Annotated in this window: 10 protein-coding genes; 6 read left to right on the top strand and 4 right to left on the bottom strand. The window is 73.3% G+C overall.

Annotated elements, in window-relative coordinates:
- Positions 1-125 precede the first annotated feature (125 nt).
- The 4 genes from ACZ402_RS00710 to ACZ402_RS00725 all read right to left on the bottom strand — a co-directional run bounded on the left by ACZ402_RS00710 (position 126) and on the right by ACZ402_RS00725 (position 7,735).
- Positions 126-4,100: a discoidin domain-containing protein gene (locus ACZ402_RS00710; RefSeq protein ID WP_375822732.1), complete on the bottom strand. Its 3,975-nt coding sequence runs from the start codon at positions 4,098-4,100 to the stop codon at positions 126-128.
- Positions 4,101-4,488: 388 nt separating this feature from the next.
- Positions 4,489-5,397: a carbohydrate ABC transporter permease gene (locus tag ACZ402_RS00715; RefSeq protein WP_375822730.1), complete on the bottom strand. Its 909-nt coding sequence runs from the start codon at positions 5,395-5,397 to the stop codon at positions 4,489-4,491.
- Complete coding sequence (locus ACZ402_RS00720; RefSeq protein ID WP_375822728.1) at positions 5,394-6,296, bottom strand: carbohydrate ABC transporter permease; 903 nt, start codon at positions 6,294-6,296, stop codon at positions 5,394-5,396. Before ACZ402_RS00720 ends, ACZ402_RS00715 begins: the two co-directional genes overlap by 4 nt.
- A gap of 140 nt (positions 6,297-6,436) precedes the next feature.
- Positions 6,437-7,735, bottom strand: a complete 1,299-nt coding sequence (locus ACZ402_RS00725; protein ID WP_375822726.1) for an ABC transporter substrate-binding protein — start codon at positions 7,733-7,735, stop codon at positions 6,437-6,439.
- A 373-nt stretch (positions 7,736-8,108) separates the two neighbouring features.
- Between ACZ402_RS00725 and ACZ402_RS00730 the strand changes: the two genes are divergently transcribed.
- From ACZ402_RS00730 to ACZ402_RS00755, 6 genes are all read left to right on the top strand, one after another.
- Complete coding sequence (locus tag ACZ402_RS00730) at positions 8,109-9,227, top strand: ROK family transcriptional regulator (RefSeq protein ID WP_375822724.1); 1,119 nt, start codon at positions 8,109-8,111, stop codon at positions 9,225-9,227.
- Positions 9,224-10,357, top strand: coding sequence for a substrate-binding domain-containing protein (locus tag ACZ402_RS00735; RefSeq protein WP_375822722.1), 1,134 nt, complete (start codon positions 9,224-9,226; stop codon positions 10,355-10,357). Before ACZ402_RS00730 ends, ACZ402_RS00735 begins: the two co-directional genes overlap by 4 nt.
- Positions 10,354-11,166, top strand: a complete 813-nt coding sequence (locus tag ACZ402_RS00740; protein WP_375822720.1) for an ATP-binding cassette domain-containing protein — start codon at positions 10,354-10,356, stop codon at positions 11,164-11,166. Before ACZ402_RS00735 ends, ACZ402_RS00740 begins: the two co-directional genes overlap by 4 nt.
- Positions 11,163-12,377, top strand: a complete 1,215-nt coding sequence (locus tag ACZ402_RS00745; protein ID WP_375822718.1) for a sugar ABC transporter permease — start codon at positions 11,163-11,165, stop codon at positions 12,375-12,377. Before ACZ402_RS00740 ends, ACZ402_RS00745 begins: the two co-directional genes overlap by 4 nt.
- Complete coding sequence (locus tag ACZ402_RS00750; protein ID WP_375822716.1) at positions 12,377-13,516, top strand: LacI family DNA-binding transcriptional regulator; 1,140 nt, start codon at positions 12,377-12,379, stop codon at positions 13,514-13,516. Before ACZ402_RS00745 ends, ACZ402_RS00750 begins: the two co-directional genes overlap by 1 nt.
- Before the next feature lie 291 nt (positions 13,517-13,807).
- A complete protein-coding gene (locus ACZ402_RS00755; protein ID WP_375822714.1) occupies positions 13,808-19,132 on the top strand; it encodes a GH92 family glycosyl hydrolase in 5,325 nt (1,774 codons plus the stop codon).
- The last annotated feature ends 61 nt before the right edge of the window (positions 19,133-19,193 follow it).

A 19,193-nucleotide genomic window follows, 5' to 3' on the forward strand; every position in this document is an offset into this window, starting at 1 on the left:
GGACCCCCCCCCCCCCCCCCCCCCCCCCCCCCCCCCCCCCCCCCCCCCCGCCCCCCCCCGCCCCCCCCCCCCCCCCCGGGGGGGGGGGGGGGGGCCCCCCCCCCCCGGGGTTCGGCGGGGGTGGGTCAGCCGCAGGTCGGGCGGTCGTGCTCCGGCGTCGCGACGGTCTCGCGCTCGTCGACGGTGTCCGACGCCGCGGCCGTGACCGTCACCTCGCCGTCGGCGTCGCCGCGGACGGCGAACGACTGGTACGCGTTCCTGCCGGGGGCCACGGCCGGGAAGCTCTTGGAGCCCCACGGCGTGGCGACCTCGACGTCGAGGCGCGTGTCGTCGTCGTTCACGACCCGCACCGCGACGTACGGCTTGCCGGCGAGGCACCGGACCTCGGCCGTCGCGGTGACGGCGACCGCCGGCGGCGACGCCGGGTCGGCCGCGCCGGGCGCGAGCACCCGCAGGGCCGTGAGGCCCGGGTCGCCGTCGGCCCACGCCGTGCTCAGCGCGACGTACCGCGCCGTGCGGTCGACGGCGAGCGTGCCGCGCACGTCGCCCGCGCCGAGGGTGCCGACGTCGGTGAACGTCAGGCCGTCGTCGCTCACGGACACGACCGACTCCGGCGCCCCGCCGCGCTCCCACGCGGCGACGACGGTGCCGATCTCGCGCGGCGCGCCCAGGTCCGTGACCATGCGGCCGTCCGGTCCGGGGACCCACGCCGTGGCGGCGTCGCCGTCGACGGCGAGCGACGGCGACGTCATGCCCTCGGGCAGCACCGACGCGGGGAACGTGAGGGTGCTCAGCGCGCGGTCCGCGACCGGGAACGGTGTCGCGTCCCGGAACGTGACCCGCGTGCCCGACGCCGTCGCCCCGACCGTGCGCGTCGCGCCCGTCTCGGCGTGGCGCAGCTCGACCGGCGTCCCGTCGCCGCTCACGCGGAACGAGCGGGCGTCGTCGACGGCGACCGTCACGTCCGCCGGGGCCCGCCCGGCGGGCGTGGCGACCGTGGCGCGCGGTGCGAGGACGACCGCGTCGCCCGCGGGGACGGTGACGTCGAGCGTCGAGGCCTCGGCGCCGACAGCCTGCGTGCCCGCGTACACGGGGACGGCGCCGCCGTCGTGCGGGACGGTGAGCGTCGTCGCGACGTCCGCGCCCGTGAGGTTGAACGCCACGACGTAGCCGTCGACGGCGCTCACGAGCACCGCCGGGTCCGCGGCCGTGGGTACGTGGGCCCCGGCCTGGGCGGCGGTCGCCGCGGCGTCGCCCGGGACCATCTCGACGAGCCGCGGGCCGGTCGCGCCGTCCGTGAGCCGGACGACGTGGCGCGTGTCCGTCGCGCGCGACACGGTCACCGGCGCGTCGGAGCCGCGCACGACGAACCCTGCCTCGCCCTCGACGTTGAGCCAGTCACCGTCGCTGCTGAGCACCTGGTCGCCGGTGTACCGGAACGACGCGGCGTCGTGCCACGACTGGCCGTCGAGCGACGTCTGCACGCGGTACTCCTGGCCTGCGGCGACCTCCCAGCCGAGCTGGACCTGGCTGACCTCGGTGGGGGCGCCGAGGTCGACCTGGATCCAGGAGTCCGGCTTCGTGCGGTCCGCGACCGCGACGGCCCAGCGGGTCGTGGCGGAGCCGTCGGTGACGGCACCGGCCGGGTTCGAGCCGTTGGCGCTCGACGCGGTGGCCGGCTTGCCCGCCGCGACGTCCGTGCCCGCCGGGGAGAACGCGCGCAGGTGGTAGAGCGAGTAGCCGTACGCCGCGTCGCCGCGCACGCCCTGCACGCGGACGTAGCGCGTGGTGACCGGCGCGGGCTCGTCCGCGCCCTCCGGGGTGAGGTCGACGGTGTCGAGGCGCGCGACGTTCACGTCCGCCGGGGCCTTGCCGTAGGCGGTGGCCGTCGTCCAGGTCTCGCCGTCGGTCGACGTCTGGACGAGGTAGCGCGCGCCGGCGCTCGCCTCCCAGGCGAACCGGACGCCGCCGACGGTGGTCTCCTCGCCGAGGTCGACCTGGATCCACGAGTCGGGGCGGGTGCGCTCGCCGACCGCGACGGCCCACCGCGTGGACGGGTTGCCGTCCGTGACGCGCGCGGCCTGGCGACCGCCCCCGACGTCCTCGCTCGACGCGGTCGCGACCTTGCCGGCCGCGAGGTCGGTCGCCGACCCCTCGTCCGCGCCGTAGGCGTGGAACGCGAACATCGAGTAGCCGTACTGCGGGTGGCCCTGCTGCCCGAGGAGCCGCACGTACCGCGCCGTGACGGGCGCGAACGTGAGGTCGTCGACGCGCGCGGCCTTGGCGTCCGCCGGGTCGGCGGGGCGGGTCACCGGGAGCGTCGCGGTGGTCTCGCCCTCGGCGGTCGTGTAGGTGCGCGACCCGTCGAGCCCGGAGTACCCGTTCATGTCGAGGTTGCGGACGGACAGGCTCGCGTCCTCGGTGCCCGCGCCGGTCGACGCGTAGACGGCGGCCCCGGTCGGGAGCGTGACCTGGCCCGCGTACCCGCTGCCGACCCGGAACACCGACGACGTGCCCTCGAAGCCGTCGCGCGGCCCGGTGTACGTCGTCACGTGCCGCTCGTCGACGGTCGCGCCGGTGCTGGGGTAGAGGTACGGGGTCGAGCCCGAGACGTGGAAGAGCCACGAGTCGTGCCCCGGGACCCAGGGGAACTTCACGAAGCCCTTGCGGCTCGACGCCGCGGCCCAGGCGTCCGCGGACTGCTGGACCGTCAGCCCGGGGCCGGCGCCGAAGTCGCGCACCCCGGCGAGGCGCTCGAAGAACTCGTCCTGCGGCGTCGGCTCGACAGAGCCCTCGGGCGACTCGGCGGCCTCGACGTGCAGCAGGTAGGAGATGGCGATCTCCGCGCGCGCCTCGGGCTCGTACTTGGGCTCGCCCGAGAACTTCGCGAGCCGGTACACCGGGGCGTACGACTGGTAGTCCTCGAGCGCTGCGGCAAGGTTGGCCTCGGCACGCGCGGCGTCGGGGTCGCGCAGCACCTGGCCGAGGAACGCCATGGGGATCGCGTCGCGCCCGTAGAGGTACTCGCGGTCGGCGACCATCGGCATGAACGGCTCGCCCGCGTCGGACATGACGAGCTTGATCGACTCCCACAGCTCCGCCGAGTTCGGCTGGTGCGTGAGGATCTCCGGCAGCGGCTCGTCCCGGAGCAGGAAGTGGATCGCGTTGCGCCCGCCGGACCGCCAGATGTCGGACTGGTAGTGCGGGCCGAACGACCCGTGGTTCTCCACGAGGTACGTGTCGTGGATGGTCTGCATGGTGTTCGTCGAGACGGCCTTGCCCGCGACGACGGCCGGGTTGTTCTGGTCGGCCGTCGGCTGGCCGGCCGCGTTGCGGCCCCAGTCGCCGAGCTGCTCGGCCCACCGCGTCGCGTCGGGGTCGTCCGGGGCCCAGGCGAGGCCGGGGGCGAGCGCCTGCGTGTAGACGCCGACCTCCTCCTGCGCGGTGTCGCCCTCGTGCTTGCCCGTCGGCCAGTCGGCGGTCCAGGAGCCCGAGAGCGGGTCCTTGCCGAAGTCGAGGTCGGCCGTGTACTTCGACTGGCTCGTCGCGATCGTCGTGAGGTTCGCCTGCGTCGTCGCGTCGAGCTCGTCCCACAGGAGAGTCCCGGCCGCGAGGAAGTACGACTGGAACGTCGAGTCCCAGAACAGCTTCTTGCCCCAGGTGCCCGCCGGGTCGACGAACCGGTTGGTCGCCGCGTAGTGGCGGATCGTGGCGAGCGTGTGCGCGCGGAGCGTCTCCTCGGGGATGCCCGCGAGCTCGGCGTCGTACTCGCCGTGGGTCAGGAGCACGGCGTTGCCCAGCACGACGGCGAAGTTGAAGTCCTTGAGCTGGTACACCCCGGCCGACGAGTCCCAGACGGTCTCGACCCAGCGAGTGTGGCGCAGCAGCGCACCGTAGTAGTCGGCGGCCGTCGAGTCAGGGGCGCCGAACGCGGGCGTGGCGTCGATCCCCGCCGTGGCGGCCGCGGGGGACGTGGCCGACGGTGCGCCCTGCGCGACCGCGGGGGTGAGCAGCAGGGCTCCGGCGGTCGCGAGCGCGACGGCGGCGGTGGCGCGGCGTCGTGCGCGCCGTCCTGGCGGCGGGGCGGGCGGGCGGGTCATGGGGCCTCCGGGCGTCGTCGAGCGGCAACGGTGCTGGTGCTCGGGCGGGTCGTGCGGGCGGGGTGGGGGTGGTGCGGGTTCGCGCGGGGAGCGCCGGTCCAGGGTCGGACGACCGGCGCCCCCGCGCGGGTCGGGGGGCGCTGCTCAGGCGGGGCGGGGGGTGCTCACGCGGTGCGTTCCTCTCGTGGTGCGACGTCGCACGTGGTGACGCGAGGCCACCTGACAGCGCTGTCGACAGTGAGTATAGGCGGGGTTCTCCCGGGAATGAAGGGAGTGCCGCGGACTTCGCCCGGTGACGGGTCGCTCGTCGGTGGTACGACGGAGGGGCGGGCAGGACCCGGTGCGACCAGGTCCCGCCCGCCCCCCGCGAGCTCGGCTCGACCGGAGGTCAGCCCTTGACCGAGCCGGACATGAGGCCTCCGACGAAGTACTTGCCGAGGACGATGTAGACGAGCAGCGTCGGCAGCGACGCGAACAGCGCCCCGGCCATGGAGACGCCGTAGTTCTGCAGCAGCGCGCCGTTCGCCAGGTTGTTCAGCGCGAGCGTCACGGGGCCGTTCTGGCTGGACGAGAAGAACACGGCGAAGAGGAAGTCGTTCCACGCCGACGTGAACTGCCAGATGAGCACGACCACGAAGCTCGGGATCGAGATCGGCAGGATGATCGACCAGTACGTGCGCAGCATCCCCGCGCCGTCCACGCGCGCGGCCTCGACGAGCTCGTGCGGGACCGTCATGTAGTAGTTGCGGAAGATGAGCGTCGTGATGGGGATGCCGAAGATGACGTGCAGCAGGATCAGCGTCGGCACGCCGCTCGGGATCCCGAGGCCCAGCACGAGCTGGTTGAGCGGGATGATCACGGCCTGGTAGGGGATGAACATCCCGAAGAGGATGAGCGTGAAGACGACGTTCGCGCCCTTGAAGGACCAGCGCGAGAGCACGAACCCGTTGAGCGACCCGAGGAACGCGGCGATGAGCGCGGACGGCACCACCATCTGCACCGTGCGCCAGATCGCCGGCGAGAGCGCGGTCCACGCCGTCTGCCAGTTCTCCGTGGTCCAGACCTGGGGGAGGGACCACGCGCGCGCGGGCGAGGCGTCGCCCGCACCCTTGAAGCTCGTCACGAAGAGCACGTAGACCGGGATGAGCACGATCACGAGGAAGAGGATCAGGACCGCGTACTTGAGGGTGCGGCCCGCGGAGAAGCGCTCCTTGCCGCCGTCGGGGCGGAGGTCGACGGGGCGCCCGCTCGTGCCGGTCGGCGTGGCGGGCACCGGCTCGGTGGTGGCGGTCGTCATCGCTTCTCCTGACGGTTGGTGTGGATCAGGTAGGGCACGATGATGACCGCCACGATGATCAGCAGGATCGAGCCGACGGCGGCCGCGTTGGCGTAGTCGAAGCTCGACTTGAACACGTACATGTCGACGGCCGGCACCTTGGTCTGGTAGTTCGCCGGCTTCGAGATCGACATGATGAGGTCGAACGCCTTGAGCGACATGTGGCCGATGATGATGAGCGCCGACAGCGCGATGGGCGAGAGCTGCGGGAAGAGCACGTGGCGGTACAGCTTCCACTCGCTCGCGCCGTCCATGCGGGCGGCCTCCCGGAGCTCGTCGGGGATGCCGCGGAACCCGGCCAGGAAGAGCGCCATCACGTAGCCCGAGAGCTGCCAGATGGCAGGGATCGCGATGGCTGTGATGCCCCACGTGACGTTGTTCCACCAGTTGTTCTGCAGGAAGTCGAGGCCGACGATCTGGAACAGCCGGTTGAGGCCGCTGGCCTGCTCGTCCTGGTTCGAGTTGAGCAGCCACCGCCACACGACACCGGAGGCGACGAACGACACGGCCATGGGGAACAGGTAGACCGAGCGGAAGATCCCCTCCCCCTTGACGGGCTTGTCCAGCATCCAGGCCCACAGGAAGCCCATGACGAGCGTCCCGACGAGGAAGACGACGGTGTAGAGGACGAGGTTCTTCAGCGAGTGCTGGAACGCCTCGCTGCCGAGCAGGTCGGTGTAGTTCTGGAACCAGACGACCACGGACGGCTTCTGGCCGGTGGCCTGCGCCGCGGTGTGGTTGTCCGTGATCGACGTCCTGAAGTTCGCGCCGATGAGTCCGTACACGAACACACCGACGAGGATCAGCGAGGGGGTGAGCATCAGCAGCGCTGGGCCGGCTCGTCGCAGTGACTTGAGCATGGTGGGTCTTCCCGGTCGTGGGTGTGGGACGCGGCGCGCGAGGGCGACCGGCGTCCCGGGGACGCGTTCCGGTCGCGCGGGTCCGCCGCGCGCCGTCGGGAGGGTTCCCGACGACGCGCGGCGGCTCCGGTGGAGCGGTGTCAGCCCTGTGCGGCGGAAGCGAGCTCGGACTGGTAGGTCGCGAGGTCGGACCCACCGGACGTGAACTTGCTCGTCGCGTCGGAGATCGCGTTCAGCGTCGCGACCGGGGCGGCGGCGCCGTGCGCGAGCGAGGACACGATCGTGTCGTTGCCGAACGACTCGATCGCCGTCTGCTGGTACTCCGAGAACTCCTTCGGGTCGGCGTCGGTGCGCGCCGGGATGGAGCCCTTGGCCTTGTTGAACGCGACCTGGCCCTCGAGCGAGCCGACGGTCTCGAGCCACGCCTTGGCGCCGTCGGGGTGCGGCGCGCCCACCGGGAGGGTGAACGAGTCGGCGAGGAAGTCGAACACGCCGTCCGTGCCCGGGACGGGGAACGCGGTGAAGTCGGTGCCGAGCGTCTTGCCCTGCTCCTCGAACGCCGCGACGGCCCAGTCGCCCATGACGTTGAACGCGGCGTTGCCGTCGATCACCATCTGGGTCGCCTCGGGCCAGTCGAGCCCGTCACGGTCCGTGTTGGTGTAGCTCATGAGCTTCTCGAAGTCCTCGAGGGCGGCTGTGACGTCGGCGCCCTCCCAGTCGGTCGAGCCGTCCCACAGGCCGTTGTAGCCCTCGGCGCCGAGGTCCGCGAGGAGCACGGTCTCGAGCAGGTTGACCTGGGTCCACGTGGTCGCGACCGACAGCGGCGTGACGCCCGCGGCCTTGAGCTTGTCGAGGTCCGCCATCCAGGCGTCGAGGTCCGCGTAGGTCGCGGCCGGGTCGACGCCGTTGGCCTCGAGGACCGTCGGGTTGGCCCACACGACGTTCGCGCGGTGGATGTTCGACGGGATCGAGTAGATCGCGCCGTCGTCGGACTTGAGGCGGTCGACGAGGTCGGCCGGGAAGACGTCGTTGAGGCCGAACTCGTCGTACAGCGACGAGACGTCCTCGATCTGCGCGGCGTCGATGTAGTCCTGCAGCTCGGCACCGGCGTGCGCCTGGAACGTGTCCGGCGGGTCCTGCGCCTGCAGGCGGGACTGGAGGAGGTCCTTCGCGGCCGAGCCGGCGCCGCCGGCGACCGCGCCGTTGATGAACTCCACGTCGGGGTGCTGCTCGTTGAACACGCCGACCAGCGCGTCGAGACCCGCCTTCTCGGAGCCCGCGGCCCACCAGGTGAAGACCTCGACCTCGTCGCCGCCCCCCGAAGCGCCTCCGTCGCCGGTACCCCCGTCACCGGAACCACCGCCGCTGCACGCGGCGAGTGCGAGACCCACGAGGGCGGCCGTCGCCACCGTCGCGCTCGTCCTGCGATCGATTCGCATCGTGATTTCCCTACGCCTTCTTCGGTCGTGGGGGACCGTCGAGACGACCACGTCTCGTCGGCCGGGCGCACCGGCGCGCCCTCGAACCCGCTGCCCATACAACGACCCGCTGCCGCTTGATGTCAAGAAATGAACGCAAGCGTCGCTGAATCGTGATCTTCGCGTCACGTCCTGCACGCAACCAGCGGTTCTGCCGAGTCTGACGTAGGGTGACAGCGCTGTCCAGTTCGTTCAGAAGATCGGCTCAGCGTCCACGACCCGGCCTGTCCCACCTGGACGGGGGTGCCCCGGCGGTATCCTGACCTGCGTGCGCGCTGACCGGGTGACCCCGGGCTCGCAGACTTCACTGCGTGAGGCCAACCGAGCTCGGATCGTGAGCGCCGTCCAGCAGCGTGGCTCCCTCACGCAGATCGAGCTGGCCGGCGTCACCGGGCTGTCCCCGGCCACCGTCTCCAACATCGTCAAGGAGCTCACCGGTGCGGGCGTGCTGCACACCTCGCCGTCCACGCGCAGCGGCCGCCGCGCGCTCCAGGTCACGCTCGCGCGCAACCTCGGGCTCGTCGCCGGCGTCCACTTCGGCACACGGTCCATGCGCGTCGCGCTCGCCGACGCGTCCATGCGCGTCCTCGCGGACCAGCGCATGCCCCTGGCCCCCGACCACCGCGCGGACACCGGGCTGCAGCGCGCCGCCCTGCTCGTCGAGGAGATGGTCGCGTCCGTCGACGCCGCCCCCGACGAGCTCCTCGCCGTCGGTGTCGGCGTGCCCGCGCCCGTGGACGTGCGCGCGGGGCGCATCGCGACGGTCGGCATGATGCGCGGCTGGGACGGCGTCGTGGTGCCCGAGGTCCTGGAGGCCGAGCTCGGCGCGCCCGTGACCGTGGACAACGACGCCAACCTCGGCGCGCTCGCCGAGACCCGGTTCGGGGCCGCCGTCGGGCACGACGCCGTCGCGTACCTCCGGGTCTCCCACGGCGTGGGCGGCGGGCTGGTCCTCGGGGGGCGGGTCGTGCACGGGCGCGCGGGCGTCGCGGGCGAGATCGGCCACGTCACCATCGACGAGAACGGCCCGGTGTGCCGGTGCGGCAACCGGGGCTGCCTCGAGATGTACGTCGGTGCCGGCGTCCTGCTGTCCATGCTCTCCGAGAGCCGCGGCCCCCTCACCCTGCGCGACGTCATCGCGCGCGCCCAGGAGGGCGACCCCGGGTGCCGGCGCGTCCTGTTCGACGCCGGCCAGCACCTCGGCGTCGCGGCCGCCAACCTGTGCAACCTCGTCGATCCCGAGATCGTGGTCGTCGGGGGACAGCTCGCCGAGGCGGGGGAGGCCCTGCTCGGCCCGCTGCGCACGGCGCTCGAGCAGCGGACCGTGCCGAGCACCGCAGGCCCCGTCGAGGTGGTCGCGTCCGAGCTCGGGTCCGCCGCCGAGGTGCGCGGGGCGCTCGCCGTCGCGCTCGACCTCGCGCGCGTCAGCGGCGCGCTGGGGGTGAGCGCATGACCGGGGCGAGCGCCGCACGCACGGGGACGGCCCGCCGTCGGGCCCGCACGGCCGTCACGGGCGCCCTCGCCGCCGTCGTCGTCGCGCTGCTCGTGCTCGCCGGCTGCGCCGCGCCCGAGGCGCCCTCCGGGCCGTCGGAGGGGACCATCGGGCTCCTGCTGCCCGAGGCGAAGACCGCGCGCTACGAGACCACCGACCGCCCGACCTTCGTGGGCGTCGTCGAGCGCCGCTGCCCCACGTGCGAGGTCCTGTACGCCAACGCCGCCCAGGACGCCGCGAACCAGCAGCAGCAGGCCGAGTCCATGCTCGCCCGCGGGGCCGACGTGCTCGTCCTCGACGCGGTCGACGCGGTCGCCGCGGTGAGCATCGTCGCCCAGGCGCAGCGGCTCGGGGTGCCGGTCATCGCCTACGATCGCTTCGTCGAGGGCGCGAACTACTACGTCTCGTTCGACAACGAGCTCATCGGGTACCTCATGGGGGAGGCGCTCGTGGGCGCGGTCCTCGACCGCGCCGAGCAGGACCCGCCGGCGCAGGGCCGGCGGCCGGGCGTCCTGCTCGTCCAGGGCTCGCCGACCGACCCGAACGCCGCGGAGCTCGCCGCCGGCGCCCACCGCGCGCTCGAGGGAGAGGACATCGACGTGCTCGCCGAGTACGACACCCCCGACTGGAGCCCCGACAAGGCGACCGAGTGGGTCGAGGGGCAGCTCACGCAGTACAGCGGCCGTGTCGACGGCGTGTTCGCGGCGAGCGACGGCATCGCGGGCGGCGCGATCGCGGCGATGAAGGCCGCCGGCCTCGACCCCGTCCCGCCCACCACGGGCCAGGACGGCGAGCTCGCGGCGGTCCAGCGCATCGTCTCCGGCGACCAGTACATGACCGTGTACAAGGCGACGGCCCAGCAGGCGCGCACGGCGGCCGAGCTCGCCGTCCGCGTGCTGCGCGGCGAGGACCCGCGCGCGACCGCGAGCATCGACGGCGTCCCGAGCCTGCTCCTCGCGCCGCGCGCGGTGGGGATCGACGACGTGCAGCGCGTCATCGTCGACGGCGGCGTGTACACGGTCGACGAGATCTGCACCCCGTACTACGTCGACGCGTGCGTCGAGGCGGGACTCCTGGAGGCCGCCCCGTGAGCGCGCCCGTACTGTCCCTGCGGGGGGTCTCCAAGAACTTCGGCGGCGTCCGCGCGCTCGTCGACGTGGACGTCGACGTGCGCGAGCACGAGGTGCTCGCCGTCGTGGGCGACAACGGCGCCGGCAAGTCGACCCTCGCCGGCGTCGTCGCGGGCGCGTTCCGGCCCGACGCGGGCGAGGTCCTGCTCGACGGCGCGCCCGTCGTCCTCGACTCGCCCGCGGCGGCGCGCGCGCACGGCATCGCGGCGGTGTTCCAGCAGCTCGCCCTCGTGGACGACCTCGACGTGGTCGAGAACGTGTTCCTCGGGCAGGAGACGCTGCGCGGCCCGTTCCTCGACGAGATCGCCATGGAGCGCGAGGCCTGGGGCCTGCTCGACCAGCTCGCCGCGACCGTCCCGTCCGTGCGCCAGCCCGTGCGCACCCTGTCCGGCGGGCAGCGGCAGGTCGTCGCCGTGGCGCGGGCGCTCCTGGGCGCGCCGCGCGTGCTCGTCCTCGACGAGCCGACGGCGGCCCTCGGCGTCCGGCAGACGGCCGAGGTGCTCAACCTCATCGAGAAGCTGCGCGAGCGCGGCCACGCCGTCGTGCTCATCAGCCACCAGGCGGGCGACCTGCAGGCCGTCGCGGACCGCATCCTCGTGCTGCGGCTCGGGCGCGTGCACGGCGAGTTCGCGGGCGACACGTCCTACGAGGACCTGCTCGCCGCGATGACCGGCGCGGTCCGGCCCGCGCGGCCCGGCGGCACGGCCCGGCCGGCGACCGACCCGGGGCGCGAGCGGCGCTCCGGCGGCACCGGGGCGGTGCACCGATGAGCGTCCCCGGCCGCACCTCCGGCGCGGCGCTCGACCGCACGTCGACCGGCGCGCTGTCCGGCAGCGTCGTCCGGCAGCTGCGCGGCGCCCACCTGGGCATGCTCCCGATCGTCGGCGCGCTGCTGCTCATCTGGGTCGTGCTCGGCGCGATCAACCCGGCGTTCCTCTCGGCGGAGAACCTGGTCAACCTCACGCTCCAGAGCGCGCCCACGGGGATCATCGCGCTCGGGGTCGTCCTCGTGCTGCTCGTCGGCCAGATCGACCTGTCCGTCGGTTCCGTGAGCGGTCTCGCCGCCGCGGTGCTCGCGGTCGGGACGGTCAACCTCGACTGGCCCGTCGGCCTCGCGATCCTCGCGGCGCTCGCGGTCGGCGTCGTGGTCGGCCTGGGGTACGGGCTGCTGTCCACGCGCCTCGGGCTCGCGTCGTTCGTCTTCACCCTGGCCGGGCTCCTCGTCCTCGCGGGCGTGCAGCTCCGGGTGCTCGGCCCCTCGGGCTCGATCAACATCCCGTTCGAGTCCTGGCTCGTGCGCACCGTGCAGCAGGGCTTCCTCGCGCCGACCGCCGCCTGGGCGCTCGTCGTCGTGGTGGTGGCCGGGTACGCCGCGCTGCGCGTCGTCGACCACCGGCGCCGCGTGCGCGCGGAGCTGCCGAGCCCCGGGCTCGGCCGGATCGCGGTCCGCACCGCCGTCCTCGCCGCGGTCCTCGTCGGCACGGTCGCCTACCTGGGGACCGCGCGCGGGATCGGCTACACGGTCGTGCTGTTCGTCGCGCTCGTCGTGGTGGTGGACGTCCTGCTGCGCCGCACGCGCTGGGGCCGGTCGGTGCGCGCCGTGGGCGGGAACCGGCGCTCCGCGCTCCTCGCGGGCGTCGCGGTGCGGCGGACCGTCGTCTCGTGCTTCGTCGCCTGCTCCACGTTCGCCGCGCTGGGCGGCATCCTCGCGGCCGGGCGCCTCGCCGCCGCGAACCAGGGCACCGGCGCCGCCGACACCTACCTCACGGCGATCGCCGCGGCGGTCATCGGCGGGACGAGCCTGTTCGGCGGGCGCGGGAGCGCGTGGTCCGCGCTGCTCGGCGTGCTGGTCATCCAGTCGATCGCCAACGGGCTCACGCTGCTCAACCTCGACACGGCGACGCGGTACATCGTGACCGGAGCGGTGCTCCTGCTCGCTATCGTCGTCGACATGCTCATCCGCGGTCGACGGGAGGTCTGATGATGGTGATGCAGGGGGAGAGCACGGGCACGCTCCCGCCGGGCGGGAGCGCGGCCACGGCGCCGGGTGCCGGGACGGTCGCGCCGACGGAGACGGCGGCGCGCCCGCACGCAGGGCGGGGAGGCCGACGGCCGACCCTCGCGGCCGTCGCGGAGGTCGCAGGCGTCAGCCTCAAGACGGCGTCGCGCGTCCTCAACGACGAGCCCAACGTGGCGCCGCAGACGCGGGCCAAGGTGCAGGAGGCCGCGCAGCGGCTCGGCTTCCGCCGCAACGCGGTGGCGGCCGACCTGGCGCGCGGCGGGTCCTCGCGGCTCGTGGGCTTCGTCACCGGCGACCTCGCGAACCCGTTCTACTCCGCGCTCGCGAGCGGGATCGAGCGCGAGCTGCGCCACCACGGCCTCCAGCTCATCACGACGAGCTCCGACGAGGAGCCGGAGCGCGAGCGCTCGCTCACGGAGGCGCTCGTCGAGCGCCGCGTGGGCGCCCTCGTCGTGACGCCCACGTCGACGGACCACTCGTCGCTGCGCCGCGAGCTCGACGACGGCCTGCCCGTCGTCTTCATCGACCGGCCCGCGCAGGGCGTCGAGGCGGACACGGTCGTCATCGACAACCGCGGCGGGGTGCGCGACGCCGTCACGCACCTGCTCGCGCACGGGCACCGGCGGATCGCGCTCGTCGGGGACGTCTCCCGCCTGTGGACGTTCCAGGAGCGTCGCGACGAGTTCGTCGCGACGCTGCGCGGCGCGGGCGTCGAGGACCCGTCGCGCTACGTGCGCGACGGCGCCCACGACGCCGACCTCGCGCGTGCGTTCGTCGCGGAGCTCCTCGCCCTGCCGGAGCCCCCGACGGCGTTCGTCACGGCGAACAACAAGATCACGGTCGGCGCGCTCCACGCGCTGCGGGACCGCGTGTCCGCGGGCGGGGCGGCGGACGTCGCCCTCGTGGGCTTCGACGACTTCGAGCTCGCGGACCTTCTCGACGTGACCGTCGTGGGGTACGACGTCGTCGAGATGGGGCGTCAGGCCGCCTCGCTCGCGGTGTCACGGGCGGAGAGCCCGGAGCTGGCCCCGCGCCTCGTCGTGGTGCCCACGCGCCTCGTCGTGCGGGGCACGGGCGAGGTCTCCGGCCCGGGAGCCTAGGCCCGTCGTGCCGGGAGCGAGGGGCCCTGGGCCGTCCGCTCCCGGAGGCTCCGGTCGCGTTGACAAAGACCGTCGCCGCCGCATAAGTTCGGGCTGCCCCTGACAACGCTTCCCCCCTGCGCGTTGTCAGGGGCACCCCTGCAGCCTGACAGCGCTGTCAGATGATCGAAGGAGATCGCGAGCATGACCAGACCCCTCCCGCCCGGACGCGCGGTCGCCGCGCGTTCCCGGAGCGGCCGCGCGAGGCCCCTCGGCCTCGCGCTCGCCGCGGCCCTCACCGTCCCTCTCGCAGTGCCTCTCGCTTCCCCGGCGGGGGCCCTCACAGCGGCTCCCGCCGCCGCCGCGGAGCCCGGGGACTTCTCGTCGTCCTTCGAGTCGGGAGACCCCGCAGCGCTCGCCACCACGGTGGCCGAGCGCGACGGCGCCCCCTGGCAGTCGAACGTCGGGTCGTTCACGAGCGGCCTCCCCGGCAGCGTGCTCGGGAAGCTCAAGGCCGTCACGGCGAGCGCCCAGAACCTGCCGAACGAGGGCGCCGCGAACCTCGCGGACGGCAGCTCCGGCACCAAGTGGCTCGCGTTCGCCTCGACCGGCTGGGTCCGGTACGAGTTCACGGAGCCGGTCTCGTTCGTCGCCTACTCGATGACGTCGGGCGACGACGCCGCGGGACGCGACCCGAAGACCTGGACGATCGAGGGCTCGAACGACGGCTCCACGTGGACCCCGCTCGACCAGCGCACCGACGAGGACTTCCCGAACCGGCAGCAGACCCGCAGCTTCGAGCTCGACGAGCCCACCGAGGCGTACACGTACCTGCGCCTCAACGTGACCGCGAACTCGGGCGACTCCATCGTCCAGCTCGCCGGCTGGGACCTCTCGGGCGACCTGAGCGCCGGCCCCTCCGCCGCGCCCATGAACACCAAGGTCGGCACGGGCCCGCGGGTGAACTTCACCAACAAGGCGGGCGTCGGGTTCTCCGGCCTGCACTCGCTCCGGTACGACGGCTCGCACCTCGCCGACGGCGAGACCTACGCGACCAACGTGCTCTACGACGACGTCGACGTCGTCGTGGGCGAGGACACGCGCCTGAGCTACACGATCTTCCCCGAGCTGCTCGACGACCTCCAGTACCCGTCGACGTACGCGTCCGTGGACGTGCTGTTCACCGACGGCACCTACCTGTCCGACCTCGGCGCGCGCGACGCGCACGAGACCGTCGCGACGGCCCAGGCGCAGGGCGAGGGCAAGATCCTCTACGCCGACCAGTGGAACTCCGTGCGGATCGACCTCGGCGACGTCGCCGCGGGCAAGACCGTCGACCAGGTGCTGCTCGGCTACGACAACCCGGGCGGTCACGCCGGCACCAGGTTCGCGGGCTGGCTCGACGACGTCGCGATCACCGCGAGCCCGGCGACGATCGACGGCTCGAGCCTCGCCAACTACGTGGACACGCGCCGCGGCACGCTCGCGTCGGGCAGCTTCTCGCGCGGGAACAACATCCCGGCGACGGCGACGCCGAACGGCTTCAACTTCTGGGTGCCCTACACCAACGCCTCCTCGCAGAGCTGGCTGTACGAGTACCACAAGGCCAACAACGCCAACAACAAGCCCGTGCTCCAGGGCTTCGGCATCTCGCACGAGCCCAGCCCCTGGATGGGCGACCGCAACCAGCTCACGTTCCTCCCGTCGACGGCGTCCGGGACGCCCGACGCCACGCTCTCGACGCGCGGCCTCGAGTTCGACCACGCCGACGAGCTGGCACGCCCGGACTACTACGGGGTCACGTTCACCAACGGGTCCGCGATCGAGGCGACGCCCACCGACCACGGTGCGGTGCTCCGCTTCAGCTACCCCGGCGCCACGGGCCACGTGCTCGTGGACAAGGTGGACGGCTCGTCCAAGCTCACGTACGACCAGGCCACGGGGACGATCTCCGGCTGGGTCGAGAACGGCTCGGGCCTGTCCGTGGGCCGTACGCGCATGTTCGTCGCCGGCACCTTCGACCGTAGTCCGACGGCGGTCGGGACGGCGGCGGGCAACCGTGCGGACGCGCGCTTCGCGACGTTCGACACGTCGTCCGACAAGACGGTCGAGCTGCGTGTCGCGACCTCGTTCATCAGCCTCGACCAGGCGCGCAAGAACCTCGACCTGGAGGTGACGGGCAAGACCTTCACCGAGGTCAAGGCCGCCGCCGCGCAGGCGTGGAACGACCGTCTGGGCGTCATCGAGGTCGAGGGAGCGAGCGAGGACCAGCTCGTCACGCTGTACTCCAACCTCTACCGCCTCAACCTGTACCCGAACTCGCAGTTCGAGAACACGGGCACGGCGCAGGCTCCGGCGTACCAGTACGCGAGCCCGGTCTCCGCGACCACGGGCTCCGCGACGGACACGCAGACGAACGCGAAGATCGTCGACGGCAAGATCTACGTGAACAACGGGTTCTGGGACACGTACCGCACGGCCTGGCCGGCGTACTCGCTCCTCTACCCGGAGCTCGCGGGCGAGCTGATCGACGGGTTCGTCCAGCAGTACCGTGACGGCGGCTGGATCGCGCGCTGGTCCTCCCCCGGCTACGCCGACCTCATGACGGGCACGAGCTCCGACGTCGCGTTCGCGGACGCGTACCTCAAGGGCTCGCTCCCGACGGACTCGGCGCTCGAGGCGTACGACGCCGCGCTGCGCAACGCCTCCGTCGCGCCGCCGAACAACGCCGTGGGCCGCAAGGGCCTGCAGACGTCGCCGTTCCTCGGGTTCACCCCGGAGTCCACGCACGAGTCCGTGTCGTGGGGCCTGGAGGGCCTGGTCAACGACTTCGGCATCGGCAACATGGCCGCCGCCCTCGCGGAGGACCCGGCCACGCCGGACGAGCGTCGCGAGGCGCTGCGCGAGGAGTCCTCGTACTTCCTCGAGCGCGCCACGCACTACGTCGAGCTGTTCGACCCCGAGGTCGACTTCTTCGTGCCGCGGCACGCGGACGGCACGTGGGCCGTCGACCCGGAGACCTACAACCCGGAGGCGTGGGGCGGCGGGTACACCGAGACGAGCGGCTGGAACTTCGCGTTCCACGCGCCGCAGGACCCGCAGGGTCTCGCCAACCTCTACGGCGGCCAGCAGGGCCTGGAGGACAAGCTCGACCTGTTCTTCTCCACGCCGGAGAAGGGCGCCGGCAACGGCGGCATCCACGAGCAGCGCGAGGCGCGCGACGTGCGCATGGGCATGTGGGGCATGAGCAACCAGGTGTCGCACCACATCCCGTGGCTGTACGACGCCGCGGGCGCGCCCTCGAAGACCCAGGAGAAGGTCCGTGAGGTCACCCGCCGCCTGTTCGTGGGCAGCGAGATCGGCCAGGGCTACCCGGGCGACGAGGACAACGGCGAGATGTCGTCGTGGTGGATCTTCGCCTCGCTCGGCTTCTACCCGCTCCAGGTCGGCTCCGCCGAGTACGCGGTCGGCTCGCCGCTGTTCGACAAGGCGACCGTGCACCTGCCGGACGGCGACCTCGTGGTCAACGCCGAGAACAACTCGGTGGACAACGTCTACGTGCAGTCGCTCGCGGTGGACGGCGAGGCCCGCACCTCGACGTCGCTCTCGCAGGCCGACCTCTCCGGCGGCGCGACGCTGGACTTCGTCATGGGTCCGGAGCCGTCCGACTGGGGCACCGGCGAGGACGACGCCCCGCCGTCGCTCACCGAGGGCGACGAGCCCCCGGCACCGGTCCAGGACGCGACGACGTCGGGCCTCGGCACGACGACCGTCGTGGACGGCGACGCGGCGACGAGCGCCGCGGCGCTGACGGACAACACGTCCGGCACGCGCACGACGTTCGCCACGACGACCCCGTCGATCACGTGGGCGGGCAACGGCATCCGGCCGACGGTCGGGTCGTACACCCTCACCTCCGGGGCGAGCGGGACGGCGTCGCCGTCCGCATGGACCCTCGAGGGCTCCGACGACGGCGAGACCTGGACGACCCTCGACGAGCGGTCGGGCGAGCAGTTCCGCTGGGCGCTGCAGACGCGGCCGTTCACGGTCGCGGAGCCGACGGCGTTCGCGCAGTACCGCGTGAACGTCACCGAGGCCTCCGGTTCGGGCGCGCTCTCGCTCGCCGAGGTCGAGCTCCTGGCCGACCCGAAGGCCTCCGGGGCCGAGGAGCTGACGCTCTCGGCCGCGCCCGACCGCGACACGGTCACCCGGCGCGAGGTCTCGGGCTCGTTCGCGACCCTCACCGGGGTCGAGGGCGACGCGTCGGCGCTCGACGTGCAGGTCGCGTTCGGCGACGGCTCCGAGCCCGTCGCGGGCTCGCTCCAGGCGGGTGCGTTCGGCGGGTACGCGGTGAACGCCGCGCACTCGTGGACCGCCCCGGGCGTCTACCCGGTGACCGTCACGGTCTCGGGCGAGGGGATCGAGCCCGTCTCGACCACCTCGTACGTCTCCGTCTCGCTCCTGCGCGAGGGCTCGCTGCTCGCGGCGTACGACAACGTCTGCATCGGCGACCTCGGCACGACCGTCGGCTCGTGCGACGGCCAGGGCGTGTTCTTCGACCGGGCCCAGCTCGCGGCGAAGGGCTTCGTCCAGGGCGAGCGCGGCACGGTGCCCGGCACCGACCTCGCGTTCGACGTCCCGGCGATCCCCGCCGGCCAGCCGGACAACGCGACGGGCGACGGCCAGACCATCGAGCTCGAGGTCCCCGCGGACGCCGAGCAGCTCTCGGTGATCGGCACGGGCACGGAGAAGAACCAGCAGGCCCAGGGCGTGCTGACCTTCGACGACGGCTCGTCGCAGCCCATCGACCTCAGCTTCGGCGACTGGTCGGGCGCGGCGCGCAACCCGGTGTTCGGCAACATCCCCGTCGCGGTCACGGACAACCGCCTGCGCGGCGGCAGCCCGCAGACCGGCACCCCCGCCGCGTTCTTCGCGACGGCGCCGATCACGCTCCCCGAGGGCAAGCGGCCCGTGAGCCTCACGCTCCCGGACCAGCCGGGCGAGCTCTCGCGCGACGGCCGCATCCACGTGGTCGCGGTCGCGCACGACGGGACGTTCGCCGAGCACCCCGCGCTCGAGGTGACGGCCGCGTACGGCGTGACCCTCGCCGTCGGGCAGTCCGCGGACGCGGTGCTCGCCCAGGTGACCGGTGGCCGCGAGGGCGTCGAGCTCCGCGCGGCGGTCACGTGGGGCGACGGCTCCGACGTCGCGGCGGGCACGGTGACGGACGGGTCCGTCTCCGGGTCGCACGCCTACGCGGCGGCCGGGGCGTACACCGCGTACGTCGTGGTCGACGACGGCTGGACCAGCCAGGTGGTCGAGGTCCCCGTGACCGTGACCGAGGGTCAGCCGACGCTCGCGATCGACGTCACGGTGAGCACGCGCTGCCTCGCCGGCAAGGCGTACGTCGCGGTCCGCGCCGAGAACGGCGAGGACGCGCCCGTCGCGATCCGCCTCGTCACGCCGTTCGGCACCAAGGAGTTCGCGGCCGTCGCGCCGGGGGCCAACGCCTACCAGTCGTTCGCGACGCGGGCGACGTCGGTCGAGGCCGGCACGGTCACCGTCGAGGCGACCCGAGGAGACCAGGGGGTGACGGCGTCGATCACGGCGGACTACGCGGCCGTGACCTGCGGCTGAACCCCTGAGCCCACCTCGCGCCCCGGTCTCCGGGGCGCGAGGTGAGCATGCACCACCGGCG

Source organism: Cellulosimicrobium sp. NPDC030954, from assembly GCF_055571305.1.